The sequence below is a fragment of the Clostridium sp. UBA5712 genome (assembly GCF_002419845.1).
GTDB classification, from domain to species: Bacteria; Bacillota; Clostridia; order Clostridiales; family Clostridiaceae; genus Clostridium_J; species Clostridium_J sulfidigenes.
Genome location: NZ_DIGW01000015.1, coordinates 395,527 through 412,170 on the forward strand (window position 1 = coordinate 395,527; position 16,644 = coordinate 412,170).

The 16,644-nt window shown below is 31.0% G+C and carries 15 protein-coding genes and 1 riboswitch; all 15 genes read left to right on the forward strand.

Annotated elements, in window-relative coordinates; translation table 11 throughout:
- The first annotated feature begins 86 nt into the window (after positions 1–86).
- The 15 genes from B3B03_RS14590 (at position 87) to B3B03_RS14660 (ending at position 16,570) form a co-directional block, all read left to right on the forward strand.
- Complete coding sequence (locus B3B03_RS14590; protein WP_346847186.1) at positions 87–497, forward strand: C-GCAxxG-C-C family (seleno)protein; 411 nt, start codon at positions 87–89, stop codon at positions 495–497.
- Between the two features lie 94 nt (positions 498–591).
- On the forward strand, positions 592–1,473 hold the full coding sequence (locus B3B03_RS14595) for a DNA-3-methyladenine glycosylase (protein ID WP_346847187.1): 882 nt from the start codon (positions 592–594) through the stop codon (positions 1,471–1,473).
- 57 nt (positions 1,474–1,530) lie between these two features.
- Positions 1,531–2,247 (forward strand): TVP38/TMEM64 family protein, encoded by a 717-nt coding sequence (locus B3B03_RS14600; protein ID WP_346847188.1) that lies wholly within the window; start codon positions 1,531–1,533, stop codon positions 2,245–2,247.
- Positions 2,248–2,441: 194 nt separating this feature from the next.
- Positions 2,442–2,726: a co-chaperone GroES gene (gene groES, locus B3B03_RS14605; RefSeq protein ID WP_035130475.1), complete on the forward strand. Its 285-nt coding sequence runs from the start codon at positions 2,442–2,444 to the stop codon at positions 2,724–2,726.
- A gap of 81 nt (positions 2,727–2,807) precedes the next feature.
- Positions 2,808–4,436, forward strand: a complete 1,629-nt coding sequence (gene groL, locus B3B03_RS14610; RefSeq protein ID WP_346847189.1) for a chaperonin GroEL — start codon at positions 2,808–2,810, stop codon at positions 4,434–4,436.
- Positions 4,437–4,753: 317 nt separating this feature from the next.
- A riboswitch (cyclic di-GMP riboswitch) is annotated at positions 4,754–4,838 on the forward strand.
- Between the two features lie 97 nt (positions 4,839–4,935).
- Positions 4,936–5,673 (forward strand): prepilin peptidase, encoded by a 738-nt coding sequence (locus B3B03_RS14615; protein WP_346877694.1) that lies wholly within the window; start codon positions 4,936–4,938, stop codon positions 5,671–5,673.
- An 85-nt stretch (positions 5,674–5,758) separates the two neighbouring features.
- On the forward strand, positions 5,759–7,447 hold the full coding sequence (locus tag B3B03_RS14620; protein ID WP_346877695.1) for a GspE/PulE family protein: 1,689 nt from the start codon (positions 5,759–5,761) through the stop codon (positions 7,445–7,447).
- 18 nt (positions 7,448–7,465) lie between these two features.
- Positions 7,466–8,671, forward strand: coding sequence for a type II secretion system F family protein (locus B3B03_RS14625; RefSeq protein WP_346877696.1), 1,206 nt, complete (start codon positions 7,466–7,468; stop codon positions 8,669–8,671).
- 328 nt (positions 8,672–8,999) lie between these two features.
- Positions 9,000–9,449, forward strand: a complete 450-nt coding sequence (locus B3B03_RS14630) for a type II secretion system protein (RefSeq protein ID WP_346877697.1) — start codon at positions 9,000–9,002, stop codon at positions 9,447–9,449.
- A gap of 595 nt (positions 9,450–10,044) precedes the next feature.
- A complete protein-coding gene (pilM, locus tag B3B03_RS14635) occupies positions 10,045–11,310 on the forward strand; it encodes a pilus assembly protein PilM (protein WP_346877698.1) in 1,266 nt (421 codons plus the stop codon).
- A gap of 8 nt (positions 11,311–11,318) precedes the next feature.
- The gene (locus B3B03_RS14640) at positions 11,319–11,894 is read left to right on the forward strand and encodes a PilN domain-containing protein (RefSeq protein ID WP_346877699.1); all 576 of its coding nucleotides are present in this window, start codon (positions 11,319–11,321) and stop codon (positions 11,892–11,894) included.
- Positions 11,881–13,128 (forward strand): type 4a pilus biogenesis protein PilO, encoded by a 1,248-nt coding sequence (gene pilO, locus B3B03_RS14645; RefSeq protein ID WP_346877700.1) that lies wholly within the window; start codon positions 11,881–11,883, stop codon positions 13,126–13,128. Before B3B03_RS14640 ends, pilO begins: the two co-directional genes overlap by 14 nt.
- Complete coding sequence (locus B3B03_RS14650) at positions 13,115–13,975, forward strand: type II secretion system protein (RefSeq protein ID WP_346877701.1); 861 nt, start codon at positions 13,115–13,117, stop codon at positions 13,973–13,975. The genes pilO and B3B03_RS14650 overlap by 14 nt, the downstream gene beginning before the upstream one ends.
- Positions 13,976–14,031: 56 nt before the next feature.
- Positions 14,032–16,056: a hypothetical protein gene (locus B3B03_RS14655; protein WP_346877702.1), complete on the forward strand. Its 2,025-nt coding sequence runs from the start codon at positions 14,032–14,034 to the stop codon at positions 16,054–16,056.
- 19 nt (positions 16,057–16,075) lie between these two features.
- Positions 16,076–16,570, forward strand: coding sequence for a prepilin-type N-terminal cleavage/methylation domain-containing protein (locus B3B03_RS14660; protein ID WP_346877703.1), 495 nt, complete (start codon positions 16,076–16,078; stop codon positions 16,568–16,570).
- The last annotated feature ends 74 nt before the right edge of the window (positions 16,571–16,644 follow it).

Below are 16,644 nucleotides of genomic sequence, written 5' to 3' on the forward strand. Positions count from 1 at the left end.
AGATTTATGACTAAAAATATAATAAACAGAGTTCTTAGCTTCTGTGAAGATTAGGACTAATTAATAGGAAAGTAGGGTGTATAAATATGTTATTAGATGTAGTAAAAAAATATTATGGAGAAGAATATGATTTAAACTGTGCAGAGACTATGCTATATGCTGCTAATGAAGAATATGGTTTAAACTTAAGTAAAGAAACTTTTAAAACCATGGCTGCTTTCGGTGGGGGAATGGGTGTAGAATCCACTTGTGGAGTTATCACAGGAGCAATTTCTGCTTTAGGTATTTTATTTACAAAGGAAAGAGCCCATGAAAGTGATTATGTAAAAACCCTTACTCAAGAATTCATTGAAAACTTTAATAAAGAATGTAATTCACTAAATTGTGATAAATTAAAGGAATTATATAGAAATGATGAAATAAGATGTCTTAATATAGTAGAAAAAGGTGCAGTTATATTAGACAACATAGTAACAAGAGAGAGAAATAAACAGTAATTGAGAATAATTTTAAAACTTAGTGCTGAGAATATCCTTAGCACTATTTTTAAACTAGCATCCCATAAGTGTTATTTAAAGGAGGTTGATATGGATGGACTTTAAAGAAGTTATTGAAGAAAGTGGAAAAGTTATATTAAAGGATGTAAAGAATTTTGAACTTCCCCATATTTTCGATTGTGGACAATGTTTTAGATGGAACAGACAAGATAATAATAATTATATAGGTGTAGCCTTTGGAAGAGTTATTGAAATTGAGAAAAGGGATAATGATGTAATTATATATAACACGGATTTAAAGGATTTTAATGACATATGGCTAAATTACTTTGATCTAGAAAGGGACTATTCAGCTATAAAAGAAGAATTTGAGAAGGATGAACTTTTAAAAAAAGCAGTAGAATTTGGTGTAGGAATAAGAATACTACAGCAAGACCCCTTTGAAATGCTAATATCTTTTATTATATCTGCAAATAATAGAATCCCTATGATAAAAAGAGCTATAGAGAATATAAGTAAAGCATTTGGCAAATCTATAAAGTACAAGGGAAATACATATTATGCTTTTCCAACCTTAGAGGAGTTTAGAAGAGCTACAGTAGAAGATATAGAAGCTTTAGGGGTTGGATTTAGGGCTAAGTATATATATAAGGCACTAGAAGATTTGAGTAGTGGTACCTACGATTTAAATGCAATAAAACAAAGTGATGATGATGGATGTCATGAGGGTCTTAAAAATTTTAATGGAGTAGGGCCTAAGGTAGCTGATTGCATAATGCTATTTTCTATGGGGAAATACTCAGCATTTCCAGTGGATGTATGGGTAAAAAGAGCAATGCAATTCTTTTATGTGGCACCAGATGTATCATTGCCTAAAATAAGGCAGTTTGCAAGAGAGAAGTTTGGTAGTTTATCTGGATTTGCACAACAATACTTATTTTATTATGCAAGAGAAAACAATATAAAAATAGATTAAGTTAGAAATATGTTGATATATAGAACATAAACTAAGGGTATACAAGGTGGGAAAGGTATGGAGAATAAAAATAAGATAAAAAAGTATGTAATAAATGGAGTAATATGGACTATAGTTATAGTAGTATTATTAATAGCATATTGGGAATTTTCCAAGAAATTCACTGTATTCAGAGATCCTGAAGAATTAAAAAAATTAATACTATCCTTTGGTAGTTATAGTATAATTGCCTTTATAGTGCTACAAATGATACAAGTAATAATATTCTTTATACCAGGAGAAGTAGTTCAAGTAGCAGGGGGATATATATTCGGACCTTTAGTAGGAGGAATTGCCTCTGCAGTAGGTATAATTCTTGGAAGTATAGTTGCTTATTTTATAGCTAAATTATTTGGGAAAAAGTATATAAATAAGCTTATTGAAAAAAATAATTTAACTAAGATAAAGAGGATATTAGATGCTGGAAGTAATAATATAGTTATCTTTGTAATATACTTTATACCTGGAATACCTAAAGATATATTAGTTTATGTAGCTGGTATATCCAATGTAACTCTAAGGGATTTTATATTATATTCTTCTGCTGGTAGATTACCATGGATAATCACATCTGCCATGTTTGGCCACGGTATACATAGAGGGGACTATGTGTCTATGATAATTATAGGAGTAATATCAGGAGTCTTATTTTTAGTTGGAATACTTAAAGGACATAGCATTATAGACTTTTTCCATAGAGCGTTAAAGCATAAAGGTAAAAATAAGAGAAAATAAGAGAAAATATTACCATGAGTGAGATATTTTAATATATTCGCTTATTTTACCAGGTTCTATTAAAATAAAAGATTTGCTTATAAAATAATAATTATATATTATTATATTGTAGTTAGCACTCAATAGTCGTGAGTGCTAATAAATAAAGATAAATAAAAAAATTATATAAATAATTAACAATAGGAGGGTTTTTTATGAATATCAGACCATTAGGCGACAGAGTTGTAATCAAAAGATTAGAATCTGAGGAAATAACTAAAGGAGGAATAGTTCTAGCAGGTACTGCAAAAGAAAAACCACAAGAGGCAGAAGTCGTTGCAGTAGGTCCAGGAACTTATTCTCATGGAAGAGAAATTAAGATGGAAGTGAAAATAGGAGATAAGATATTATTTTCTAAATTTGCAGGCACAGAAGTTAAATTACAAGGACAAGAATATATTATATTAAAGCAAGAAGATATATTAGCAATATTAGAATAAGTAATATATCTTAATAAGTGTAAAGAAAAATAATTTTAATGATAAGCTAAGAAATTCACATATCATAGGAGGTAAATGAATATGGCTAAAAGTATTTTATTCGGAGAAGAATCAAGAAGAGCTATGCAAAGAGGTGTAGACGTACTTGCAGATACAGTTAAGGTAACTTTAGGACCAAAGGGAAGAAACGTTATATTAGATAAAAAATTTGGTTCACCACTTATAACAAATGATGGTGTTACAATAGCTAGAGAAATAGAACTTGAAGATGCATATGAGAATATGGGAGCACAACTTGTAAAAGAAGTTGCAAACAAAACAAACGATGTAGCTGGAGATGGAACTACAACTGCTACAGTACTTGCTCAAGCTATCATAAGAGAAGGACTTAAGAATGTAACAGCTGGTTCAAACCCAATGTTACTTAGAAATGGTATAAGAATGGCTGTAGATACAGCAGTTGAAGAAATAAAAAAATACTCTAGACAAGTAGATGGAAAAGAAGACATAGCAAGAGTTGCAGCTATATCAGCAGCAGACGAGGAAGTTGGAGCTCTAATAGCTACAGCAATGGATAAAGTAGGTAACGAAGGTGTTATAGCTGTAGAAGAGTCTAAAACAATGGGAACTGAACTTGATGTTGTTGAAGGTATGCAATTTGATAGAGGATATTTAAGTGCATATATGGTAACTGACACAGATAAGATGGAATCTGTACTTGATAATCCATACATTTTAATAACTGATAAGAAAATATCTAACATCCAAGAATTACTTCCAATTCTTGAGCAAATAGTACAACAAGGTAAAAAACTTTTAATAATTGCTGAAGATGTTGAAGGTGAAGCAATAGCTACTTTAGTAGTTAATAAATTAAGAGGAACATTTACATGTGTTGCTGTTAAAGCTCCAGGCTTTGGTGATAGAAGAAAAGAAATGCTTGAAGATATAGCAATACTTACAGGTGGTACAGTAATTTCAGAAGAATTAGGACATGACATTAAAGATGCAACTATTGAAATGTTAGGAAGAGCTGATAGTGTTAAAGTTACTAAAGAAAACACTGTTATCGTAAATGGAAAAGGTGCAAAAGAAAATATAGCATCTAGAGTAAATCAAATTAAGAAACAAATGGAAGATACAACTTCTGAATTTGATAAAGAAAAATTAAATGAAAGACTTGCAAAACTTGCTGGTGGAGTTGCAGTAATCAAAGTTGGTGCTGCTACTGAAACTGAATTAAAAGAAAAGAAATTAAGAATTGAAGATGCTCTTGCTGCTACAAAAGCTGCAGTTGAAGAAGGTATCGTTGCAGGTGGTGGAACTGTTTATATTAATGCAATAGAAGCAGTTGCTAAACTAACTTCAGAGGTTTCAGAAATCCAAGTAGGTATTAACATTGTAAGAAGAGCTCTTGAAGAGCCATTAAGACAAATAGCTACAAATGCTGGTGCAGAAGCTTCAGTAGTAGTTGAAAGAGTTAGAAATTCAGCTACAGAAATAGGCTATGATGCATTAAATGCTGAATATGTAGATATGATTAAAGCTGGAATAGTTGACCCAACTAAGGTTACAAGAAGCGCACTTCAAAATGCTGCATCTGTAGCATCAACATTCTTAACAACAGAAGCTGCTGTTGTTGATATTCCAGAAAAGAACCCAGTTCCAATGCCAGGTGCACCAGGAATGGGAATGGACGGAATGTACTAAAATTAAATATTAAATAGAATTAAGACTTTCATGAAGTTTTCATGGAAGTCTTTTTTTACATCCATAATTAATGTTCACATAAATTCTCTCCAAATTTTATCAATTTAATTATCTACAAAGTCTATAAAAACCTTTAAAACAGTGGATTTTAAGGAGAGATGTAATAAAATAACACATAACAAGGAAAGTATATAGAAATATAATACATAATATAGTATAATATGTTTAACATTTATAAATTTATACAACAATAAAACAAATTTATACAACAATAAAACAAATTTATATAAATGTAAAATAAATTTGTATAAAAAGAAAGTAAGTTTAGATACAATGATGCAACTTTTTTATTTGGGTACCTTGAAAGTTGTTGAGTTAATGGTACAACCGGCTAAATTATAAATTTAGTCGGTTTTTTTGCGTGTATTTTATATACACATATGTAAAAATATAGTATAATGATTTTTAAATAGAAATAAATGTAAAAGGATAATAAATTATGGGTTTTATAGTATTTTTATATGGAGTAGTAATAGGAAGTTTTTTAAATGTATGTATTTATAGAATACCTAACAATCAGTCATTAATTAGTCCACCTTCCCATTGTGGAAATTGTGATACTAGATTAAAATGGAAGGATTTAATACCAATAGTAAGTTATCTATGGCTTAAGGGTAAATGTAGATATTGTGAGTCTAAGATTTCTATGAGGTACCCATTAGTAGAAGGACTTACAGGGATTTTATTAGTAGGAATATATCTAAGATATGGCATAGGGGTAAGCTTTTTTAAGTATTCCCTTTTAACTCTATTTTTAATAGTCATAGCCCTTATTGATTATGATACTACAGATGTGTATTCTAGTGTAGTTTATAGTGGAATGGCAGTGGGTATAACCTTTATCCTTATAGAAACTGTAGCATATTCCCATAGTATAACTAACTATATTATTGGGGGATTAATAGGCCTAGGGGTTATTGGTTTAATATATGTTTTAACTGGTGGCATGGGTGTTGGAGATATTGAAATAGCAGTATTATGTGGATTATTTCTAGGATGGAAATTAGAGATATACTTTTTACTCATATCCTTCATTATAGGAGGAACAATTGCAGTTATGTTAATTGCATCAAAAAAGAAATCAAAGGATGAGTATATTCCTTTAGGACCTAGCTTGGCTATGGGAGCATATATAGTTTTAATCATTGGAGAACAATACATTTTAAACTTCATTTAATATAAGGAGTTTTAAGAAATAAAAAGAAGTATAAAACTTTTAGATAAGGACAAATAAATTAATTGTAAAGGTGAGGTGGAGAGAAATGGCAAGGAATACTGTCAGACTAGGTGACTTGCTAGTAAAGGCAAATAAAATTACCAGGTCACAATTATCAGAAGCCTTAGAGATTCAAAAGGTAAAGAGAAAGAAACTGGGAGAATTATTAATTGATGAAGGTATAGTAACAGAGGATATTATTATAGAGGTACTTCAAGAACAGTTAGGTATTGAAAGAGTAACCTTAAGTAATATAGATGTAGATTCTAAGGCTGTTAAATTAGTTAACGAAGGTTTATGTAGAAAATATGAATTATTCCCTTTTTATACTGCTGATGGAGTAATAAAGATAGCTGTATCAGATCCTTTAAATATATTTGCCATGGATGATGTAGCTATAACTACGGGACTAAGGGTGGAGCCTTATATATCCACAAAGGATGACATCCATAAGGCTACGGAAAAGTATTATTCAGATAGAAATGTGGAAAGTGCTGTAGAAGAGATAACCAGGTCTAGGATAGTGTTTCATAATAAGACGGAAGACATAGAAAAGATTGATGAAGTTAAAAATGCTCCCACGGTAAAGCTAGTAGATTCTCTACTTAAAAATGCAGTGGAACAAAGAGCTTCAGATATTCATATAGAGCCCTATGAAAAATATATAAGAGTCAGATATAGAATAGATGGTCAGCTTGAAGAAATATCATCTTTAAATATTGATGTACTTCCGGGTATAGTTACTAGGATAAAAATTCTAGCAAATCTTAACATAGCTGAAAAAAGAATTCCTCAGGATGGAAGAATAGTTACTGTAATCAATAATAAAAATATAGACATGCGTGTGTCTATAATACCTCTTATTACAGGAGAAAAGGTTGTAATAAGAATACTAGATAGAAGTAACTATAAAATTGGAAAAGATAATCTGGGCATGAGTAGTGAAAATATAAAAAATCTTGAAAACATCATATCTGCACCCCATGGAATAATTTTAGTAACAGGACCTACAGGAAGCGGAAAATCCACCACTCTATATACTATTTTAGGGGAACTTAATGATATTAATAAGAACATAGTTACTGTAGAAGACCCTGTGGAATACTCCATGGATGGAATAAATCAAGTAAATGTAAATAGTAAGGTGGGACTTACCTTTGCTGCAGGCTTAAGGTCTATATTAAGACAAGACCCTGATGTAGTAATGGTAGGGGAGATGAGAGATAGCGAGACTGCTGAAATTGGTATAAGAGCTGCCATAACAGGTCACCTGGTTCTTAGTACACTACACACAAATGATGCACCATCCTCAGTAATAAGACTTATAGATATGGGAGTTGAACCTTTCTTAGTTGCCACTGCCATAAAAGGAGTAATAGCTCAAAGACTGGTGAGAAGAATATGTCCAAGCTGTAAGGAAGCCTATGAGGGTGATGAAGCTGAAAGGAAACTTCTTAACTTAAATAGTGATGATAAAGTAACTCTTCATAGAGGCAAGGGTTGTGCTAGCTGTAATTATACTGGTTATAGTGGCAGACTTGGAGTTTATGAAATAATGAACGTAGATAGAGATATAAAAGATTTGATTATAAAATCTAATAACCCAGAAGAATTAAAGGATGAAGCTGTTAAAAAAGGTATGAAGACTTTATCAGATAGTTGTAGAGAGTTAGTTCTTAAAGGTGAAACCACCATGGAAGAAATGATGAAGATAATATTTATGGATAACTTGTAGAGGAAGGAGAACTAAATTATGTCTAAATATAAATATAAGGCTATTAGCTCTAAGGGTGAAGTTATTCAAGGAGTACATGAATGTAGGAGCAGGGAAGAGGTACTTAACCTTATGGTATCCAGTGGATATTCACCACTGTCCATTGAGGAAGCTATAGGCAGTAAGGAGATTATTCTAGGAAAGAAAAATAAGGTTAATAACAAGGATATTTCTATATTTTGTAGACAATTAGCTACCATGATAGAAGCTGGTGTTTCCATAACTAATGCCATAAGTCTTTTAGCAGAGCAAATACCTAACAAGAAGCTGAGGGAGGTCCTTGTAAAAGTAGATGAAGATATAAGAAAAGGTGAAGAATTATCTGTAGCCATGGGTAAATACTCTAATGAATTTCCAACATTACTTATAAGCATGATTCAGGTTGGGGAACAAAGTGGTACCCTAGATTCCATCATGAACAGGATGGCCACTTACTATGAAAAGCAAACTAAGATGAATGGTAAATTAAAAAATGCATTAATCTATCCAGGCATATTAGCCACAGTAACAGTGTTTGTAGTGGTATTTATTCTAACCTATATAATGCCAATGTTTATGGATATGTTTGAATCATCAGGTTCAGACCTTCCAGCTATGACAAAGATAGTACTATCTCTAGGAGATGGTATAAGGCACTACGGTATATTAATAGGTCTTGTTATTGTAGGTACAGTAGTAGGCTTTAAATATTACACCAAGAGAGTTGATGCTGGAATTTATATGTACAGTAAATATAAACTGAAAAAGTCTCTCTTTAAAGACTTAAATCAAAAGATTGTAGTATCAAGATTTGCAAGGGGATTATCTACAGTTTTAGGAGCAGGACTATCCATAGCCAGCTCCATAGATGTAGTATCTGCAGTACTAGAAAATAAATATGCAGATGTAAAATTAAAAACAGTAAAAGAAAGAATGTTAGCTGGAGATACACTATCCGATGCCATAAAGGAATCACAGTTATTTCCACCAATGCTAGGGTCCATGATAAAAATTGGAGAAGAAGCTGGAGAACTAGACAACATCCTAAGCAAAACAGCTGACTTCTACGACGAAGAGCTAGAAAGAGCAATAGAAGCCTTCACCACAATCCTAGACCCAATAATGCTAGTAATAATGGGAGTAGTAGTAGGATTTTTAATAATCTCCATCCTAACTCCAATGTTTGAAATGTACAACGTAATGTAAAAAGGACAAGCCTATCTTTTAACTAATATGAATAACGACTTCATATTATTTGCGCTCAATCGTTTCGGAACCTTGATTTACTAAAGGCCCTGATAATGAGAAAATCTAAAATACAACAACTCGCATGCGCTCAAACAAGTTGTATTTCTTAACGATTTTATCATTCTCATAGCCTAAGTAAATTCAAGAACCCTGCAAATGGTATTCGCTCAGATAATATTGAAGTCAAATATTCAAAATTATTTAAAGCATAGTCAAAACAAAATAACAGGTCTAACCAGGGGAAACCCTTTAGAAATAAATAGAAATAATTAGGAGGTCATTTTAAATGATAAAAAGAGCAAACAACAAAAAGAAAAAAGGTTTTACACTAATAGAACTAATCATAGTTCTAGCAGTAATGGCAATCATAGCATTAATAGCTATACCAAACTTCGCAGCAGTAAGAGATAACTCTAAAAATAAAGCGGATAAACAAAGCTGTGAAACGATTGAAAGAACTGTATTAATGTTAGTTTCAGATGAAACTATAAAAGGTGAAGGTACAGTAACTGTAACAGTTGATGATTCAGATAAGGTTGTGGCTGATGCTACTGAAAAAATTACTAGTGGAAATCCTGCTACTGAAGCAAATGCAGAAAAGGTTATTGCAGAAGCATTAGCAGCGGTTAAAGCACCTCAAGGTAAAGTTGGAACAGGTGAAGATGCTGCAAAGGCAACAAAATACACAATAACAATTGATACTAATGGTAAAGTTGATGCTGTAACAGCTAAATAATTTAATAAAGATAATTCCATCAAACATAAGTGTAAAGCCACCCTTTACGCTTATGTTTCTAAAAATAAATAAAACATTCCTCTACATACTTAAACACCACTTATATCAACACTTAAGATATGGAAGAACATAAAAACATAAAAAGTTAAAAACATAAAATTCTAGAGCTTATACATAACCATTAAAACATCAAAAACACTGCAAACCATTGATATCACAACAAATAGTTAACTATTTATATAGTTATATATAGAAAAATTTAAATAGGTTTATAGGTTTATAGAATCATAGTCAAATAGTTATATATACTTATAGTTTCATATTTAACTAGATATATAGATAAATATCTAGTTTAGGAATATTAAAGAAAAATTCAATTGTGACAATGTAATTTAATGATGAAAAAGTAATATTATTCATAGTATTTCTCGGGGAATAAAGAAGATATATGAAAATTAATAGAAGTAATGAAAGAAAAATAATGAATTTGAAAGTTATCTAGGGTGCTAAGTTATTAGAGCCTTAGTGTATATAAAATAGATATAAATATTGTTAATTGAACATAAAGGATTTGAAGAAGAAGGGAGTGCTAATTTTGAGTTTGTTTAGTAAATCTAAGGTCAGTGAAGAATTAAAGAATAAGGAAATTCAAGTAAATATAGATAATGGTACCTTACTAAATAAGGAAGGTGATCATAAAGGCATTGATGTTGAAAATTCTAAGAAGGAATCCATATGGAACAGAGATATAAAGTTACAGGATCTAAAATTTAAAAGAATAAAAAAAGTTGATGATAGTAAACCGGCTAAGCCTAAGAGTATAAGGCTTGTGAGTCTTGACATAGGCTCTAGTGATATAAAAATAGTAGAGGGACAAGTTAAGGGTGGAAAATTAAAAATTTATAATATGAGGAAAATAAAATCTCCAGAGGATATTATTCAAGATGGGGAGCTTTTTAACGAAGAATCTATCTTACTTAAGTTAAAGGAAGAAATGAAAACCTCAAGGGTGAGAACTAAAAATATAGCGTTAGTTTCCTCATCATCTACAATCATAAGTAGAGAGATTATAGTTCCTTATGTGGAGAATAATGAAGAATTAAAAACCTTAGTTAATTATGAAATAGAGCAATTTCTAGCTATAAATTTAAATAACTATGTAATTCAATTTATGAGATTAGAGGAAGTTATAGTGGATGAGGTAAGAAAGGAAAAGATATTTACTATTATATATCCTAAAAATCTCATTGAATCCTATAGAAACTTAGCTGAAAAACTACTTTTAAATCCCTATGCTTTGGATATAAGTAACAACTCCATAAGAAAACTAAGCAGCATTGCAGATATATATAATGTAGATTTAATAAATAAAGAGGAATCCATTTTGTATTTAGACTTAGGTTATAAAAGTGTAGATTTATCTATAGTTAATAATAACAATTTAGAATTTATAAGGGTTATGCCCATTGGTGGAATAGAGATAGATAGGTTTATAGCGGATTTAAATGGAATTTCTATGGAGGAAGCAGAGGAAATAAAGAAGACTCAGGTTGAAGTAGGAAAGCATAGGAAAGAAAATCAGCTTAATGATGGAGTAGTAGAAGTCATAGAGGGTTGGCTAGAGGATTTAAATAGAATTATTCAGTTCTATACTAATAAAAGTAATGGGAAAAAGATCAATCATATATATTTATACGGTGGCACTTCTAAGTTAAGAGGAATAGATGAGTATATAGCCTTAAAGACTGGCATAGATACTACAAAAATAATTACAGCTAACAATATAGAATTTAGTAAAAATGTAAATACAACAACCATTGAAGAGTATGTTAATGCATTAGGTGCATTAGTAAGATTGTAGGTGAGATTATGAATGATTTGAATTTTTTCTATGTAGATACAAATAAAGAAAGCGATGCTGGAGTAAAGAAAGTAATTTTTAGTGCAGCAGCTATAGTTGGGGCAGGTATTATAGTAACCTTGTCATTTAATACTTTTGGAATTTATAGAGCTGAAAAATCAATAAATGATCTTAATAATAAAATTAACAAAGAAGCTTTTCTAGAAAGTTATAAGGAAAGTTTAGAGGTAGCTACAGAGAAAAAAAGCTTTTCTACTTATAATAGTAAGTTAAATGAAATTTTCCATGGCATAATTGATAGAAATAAATTAAGTCCAGACTTTATTGAAGAGATAAATTATACCCTTCCAAAAGAGGTGTATTTTAAATCTATGAATTTTGCAGCAGGTTCTATAGAAATAAATGCTTCAGCTACAAATAGAGAGGCTATTGCTGAGTTTCAACATAATATGAATAATATTGAATTCATAGAAGAATCTCATATAGGTGGAATAGTGTCAGACTTAGGTGATGGTGAAAAAGAAGTATTTACCTTTACTATGACCTGTAAACTAAAGGAGGCCTACTATAATGAAAGTAAGTAAAAGAGAAAAATTTTTATTAGGAGTATTAGTCCTCATAATTATATGTACAGCATATTATAAGCTGGTTTATGAAAGGCAATATGCTAAATTGCAAGAAATTAAACAGGAAGAATCAGAGCTGAATAAGAAATATAATGAGATGCTTTCAAATATAAATACTATTACAAAGAATAAAAGTGATATAAAAATATTAAGGGACAGTATAGGTTCAAAATCTATGCTCTTATATCCTAAGATCTATCAAGATAGAATAATAATAGAGCTAAATAAACTATTAAATAATGCTGGAATTAAGGGAAGTTTAACTTTTTCAGAGGTTACTGTTTCTCCAATAGAAGCTTATTTTTCAGAAGTAGCAGACCCTAAGGAACAAGCATCCCTAGAGCAAGTAGTGGAGGAGTCTAGTAAAGAAAAGACCAAGGAAGATGTGGAAGAAAAACTAGAGGAAACTAAAGAACTTGGAGAAGATCAAGCTACTAAAAGTGATAAAGGGGAATCAACTGGAAATAAGGTAGAGCAAATGAAGGTATCTGTATCCTTTAATGGTACCTATAAAAATGTGGCTAAGTTTGTAAAACTAATATCAGAATATGAAAGAATTTTAGCTATGCCAAATATAAATATAACAGCCTCAGGAAATGATGAAGTCTCTGGAACCTTAGATTTAGAATTTTACTCCATACCAAAAATTAATCCTTATGAAGATTCAAAGTACTTAAAATGGACTTTTGATGAGGAGTATGGAAAGGAAAATCCTTTTTTAGAAGGAAGTCAAAGCTCCATGGCATCAAGAACTAGTGAAGGAAATAATTATGTTCTAATCATGGCTTTAAAGGGTGTGAATTCAGATTTACCAAGTTTAACTTTAGGTAAGGAAAATGATTTAACAAGAGAAAGTTATATATATAATGATGAAAATAAAAAGGTAGATGTGGAAATTGAAGTAAATAAGGAAGGTGGTAAGTACTATATTAAGTACAAAACAGAGAAATCTAGCTATCCATCAGATTATAGTAAAAATGGTATAGAGCTTAGGAATGTGGATGAAGAAAATATAAATATTGCAATATACTCATCTAAACGTATAGGTATTGATGATAAGGTAGGAGCAAATATAAAGGTAATAAATAATGCTAATGATAAGAAAGTTTCACTTACTATAATTGATGATGATAAAACTAGTCCAAGGGTGCAAATAACACCAGAAGGAAAGGTGGAGTATGTTAATAAATAAAGTTACTAAATCTAGAAAAAGTAAGAAAGGTTTTACTCTTCTAGAGGTAATAATTAGCTTTGCTCTAATATCAATTATTCTTATTCCTATAGCTAATTTAGTACTAACCTCTGTAAAAATAAATAAATCTACAGAAAATAAACAACAGGCTAAGGCGGTACTTCAGGAAACTATAGAAAATATTAAAGCTATAGATAATTTTTCAAGTGCTTTATCAAAGCCTTTAAATAATGGCATTACTTTAAGTGAAGCTACAGGGGAAGATAATAAATTAATATATTCAATAAGTGGCGAAATAAATGGATTTTCCATAGAGGGATCTATAAAAGAACAGTCCAAGGTCATTAATAATAAGGTTAGTGAAATGGAAGTTGACAGAACTATATATTTTCACCACGGGTCCATATCCATATCAAATGGTAAGGAGGTTATAGGAGAAGCTATAAAAAAACTATCAGATAATTTAGCTACACCATCAGAGGAAGTCTTTATTGAAATGAAAGAAGCAGGGGAGATAAATGTTACTTATGGGGGAAGTATCATTGCTATTCCTAAACCAGAAGCTAAGTCATTACTTATATGCTTAAATGAAGACAGTGAAAAGAAGTTAAATTTAAGTGTAGAAAATAAGAGCCATACAGAAAACTTAAAAATATATCTATTTAATGGGGAAAAAGTATCTGAAAGGCAAGATGTAATAATATCTAAATTTAATGGACAAATAGAATTAATCGAAGGGGTTCAACATAGTGATGATGTTATCAATGAAAAGTTGTACTTTGTAGAATTAAGTGCTAATAAAGATGGGGAAGTAGTAGAAAATATGAATTTAGAACTACTTAAGTAGAATAACTAATTAAAAAGGGGTTTTAATAGAATTATTAAATTAAGAGGAGGGAGAAGATGAGAAAAAGAAAGACTAAAGGTTCATCTATGTTACTTGTAATAGCTGTGTTTGGTATATTAGCTACCTTAGCACTGGCTATGCTAGGAGCCACCTATGCAAACTATAAGCTAAGAGTAGAAGAGAACAATAGGGTTAAAAATCTCTATTCTGCTGAATCGGGAATTGATAAGGCCTACGCTAGAATCACTAAAGTAGTAGAGATAGCTATAGAGGAAGGCATAGCGGCAGGTAATAAGGAAACTACAATAAAGAAGCAAAATGAAATTTTCAAAGGGGTTTATAAGGATTATATAGATGATAATCTTATAGATTACGTATCTGGAGAATATGTAGTAAATAGTAATAAGGCAGAAGTTAAGTGTGAGTTAAAAGCACCAACAATAAAAAAAGAGGATTTAGATTATAAAATTGTTAAGTTAACTTCTACCTATAAAGATGATAAAGGCAAAGAGAGGGTGGTGAGTGTAGCTTATAATTTAGTTACACCGGAAGCGTATAGAATCCTTGATAAAGCCGATGGAAACACATCTAAATTAATAAACTATACTCTAGCTGCTGATGGAAACTTAACTATTGCTACTGATTCATCCCATGTTAAGGAAGGTAAGGTAGAAGTGGACGGAAACCTTTGGATTCAAGGTTTACGAAGTGAGGATATGGCTAAAGCTCCAACGGTAGATAAGTATAAGGGCGGAATTGAGATAAACAATACTGATATAGAATTTAAAGGACAAGTTAACACCGCTGCTAATATTACAGTAGACAAAAGTAAGGTAAATTTTAAAGCAATAACTTTAGAGGATAAAGAAGTTGATAATAAGGTTTATGCTGAGAATATATTTTTAGGTAGTTTAGCAGAAGGTGATGTGGATAGTGGTATAGATGTAGATTCCAGTAAGGCAGAGCTATATCTAGCTAACGATTTAGTTATAGGAGCTAGTGATGCAAAAATTAATATAAAAAACCTTTATGGTTTTAATGATTTAAATATTGCTTTGCCTACAGACAATGGACAGGTTGTTAGGGGTTCTAGCTCTATAATAATTAATTCCATGAAGTGGCCTAATAATAAGGGTAATTTAACAGTTAGTGATAGTGCCTACCTAATGGGTTCTGCTTATATAAAGACTCATAGAGAGCCCTATCAGACAGGAGAGTCTGTAGCCTTAAAGGGGAATTATAAGGCCTATGCCAAGGATTCTAATGGGAATTATAAGAATAGCCAATATGAGTATTTAGATCCCTTAGTCCTTATAACGAAAGATGCAGAAGGACAACCTTTAAATGTGGTAGATAAAGCAGAGCACTTTGTGGATTATAGTAATTCAAGTGATGAAAGTATAAGAGTAAAGGGAATATCCCTTCCACAGAAAACCTATACTGCTGGAGCCTATATTTCAGGAGGAAAAGCCCATGGAAATTCAGTGAACCTTAATGAAAAAGAACTTGATGCAGTAAAACACATGAGGGAAAGGTTTGTACAAGCTGTTTATTATATGGGAAACGAAGACTTTGATGTGAATAAATTTCAACAGGGTAAGGCTATTTATACTGTAGAAAATCAAATAAACTGGGATGGTGTATCTTCATTAATTGCTAATAGGGGTAACATTATTCAGCTTGAAAATATGGTAATTCTATTAAATGATGATGAAAATAGGGACATTGAAATTAATGATGATAAGCTTATCTTAAGACATGAAAATAAAGAAGCAACCTATAATAAAGAATTCAATAGGGAAGAATCTAAGGACATAACTTATATAGTGGTGACAAAGGGTGATGTAAATTACAATGGAACTAAGGATTATAAAGGTACCATTATATCCTTAAAAGATATAAATATAAAGAATTCTAAGGGTTTAATAGGAACTGCTAAATTATCAGAAGATGAGATAAAGGATAAGAAGAATAAGGGTGTATTAGATTTTATCTTTACTCAAGGTAAAAACTTAGTAACAGAGAGAACTATACTAGCTACAAATTTGATTACAAAGGAAAAATGGACACTAGAAAAATAAGTTATAAGGTAGTGGGATTATGATTTTAAATAGAAAGAAAAAAGGAGTAACCTTAATAGAATTAGTGATAGCATTAGGACTTTTAGCTATAGTTACTTCATTCATATTCTCCTTTTTCTTTTCTAATGAAAGAAAGCTAGAGGAGATAAACACTAGATCAGACCTTCAATATGAAGCTAAGGTTATTTTAGATAGTATATCTAAACATGCCATGGCAGCTACTAAATGTAAAGTGGACAAAGAGCTTGATGGTACTGTAAAAACTATAACCTTTTCAAAGGTTGAAGATGATGGCACAGTAACTGATGAGGGAGCTGAATTTATCATTGAAGGATATAATGTTTATCTATCTACAAAAGAGGATGGTAAAAGGCTTATTGGTTCACATTTACATCATATAGAGACTTCAGATGACGTTTTAAAGAGTATAGAAATTAGATTGTCATTAAAAGCAGAGGATATAGATTATTCAGTGAAAGAGAGTTTTTTATTTAGAAATAGTCATAAGAAGTAATGAATTAAGCTTCATTGGGAATAAAGTTCCCTATAAGGCAAGGAAGTCTGTTAACAACCTACTAATGGTGATGG

Bases quoted from the DNA above. Each gene is read 5' to 3' on its own strand.
- B3B03_RS14590 (WP_346847186.1), top strand. From the start codon at position 87: ATGTTATTAGATGTAGTAAAAAAATATTATGGAGAAGAATATGATTTA.
- B3B03_RS14595 (WP_346847187.1), top strand. From the start codon at position 592: ATGGACTTTAAAGAAGTTATTGAAGAAAGTGGAAAAGTTATATTAAAG.
- B3B03_RS14600 (WP_346847188.1), top strand. From the start codon at position 1,531: ATGGAGAATAAAAATAAGATAAAAAAGTATGTAATAAATGGAGTAATA.
- groES (WP_035130475.1), top strand. From the start codon at position 2,442: ATGAATATCAGACCATTAGGCGACAGAGTTGTAATCAAAAGATTAGAA.
- groL (WP_346847189.1), top strand. From the start codon at position 2,808: ATGGCTAAAAGTATTTTATTCGGAGAAGAATCAAGAAGAGCTATGCAA.
- B3B03_RS14615 (WP_346877694.1), top strand. From the start codon at position 4,936: ATGGGTTTTATAGTATTTTTATATGGAGTAGTAATAGGAAGTTTTTTA.
- B3B03_RS14620 (WP_346877695.1), top strand. From the start codon at position 5,759: ATGGCAAGGAATACTGTCAGACTAGGTGACTTGCTAGTAAAGGCAAAT.
- B3B03_RS14625 (WP_346877696.1), top strand. From the start codon at position 7,466: ATGTCTAAATATAAATATAAGGCTATTAGCTCTAAGGGTGAAGTTATT.
- B3B03_RS14630 (WP_346877697.1), top strand. From the start codon at position 9,000: ATGATAAAAAGAGCAAACAACAAAAAGAAAAAAGGTTTTACACTAATA.
- B3B03_RS14640 (WP_346877699.1), top strand. From the start codon at position 11,319: ATGAATGATTTGAATTTTTTCTATGTAGATACAAATAAAGAAAGCGAT.
- pilO (WP_346877700.1), top strand. From the start codon at position 11,881: ATGAAAGTAAGTAAAAGAGAAAAATTTTTATTAGGAGTATTAGTCCTC.
- B3B03_RS14650 (WP_346877701.1), top strand. From the start codon at position 13,115: ATGTTAATAAATAAAGTTACTAAATCTAGAAAAAGTAAGAAAGGTTTT.
- B3B03_RS14655 (WP_346877702.1), top strand. From the start codon at position 14,032: ATGAGAAAAAGAAAGACTAAAGGTTCATCTATGTTACTTGTAATAGCT.
- B3B03_RS14660 (WP_346877703.1), top strand. From the start codon at position 16,076: ATGATTTTAAATAGAAAGAAAAAAGGAGTAACCTTAATAGAATTAGTG.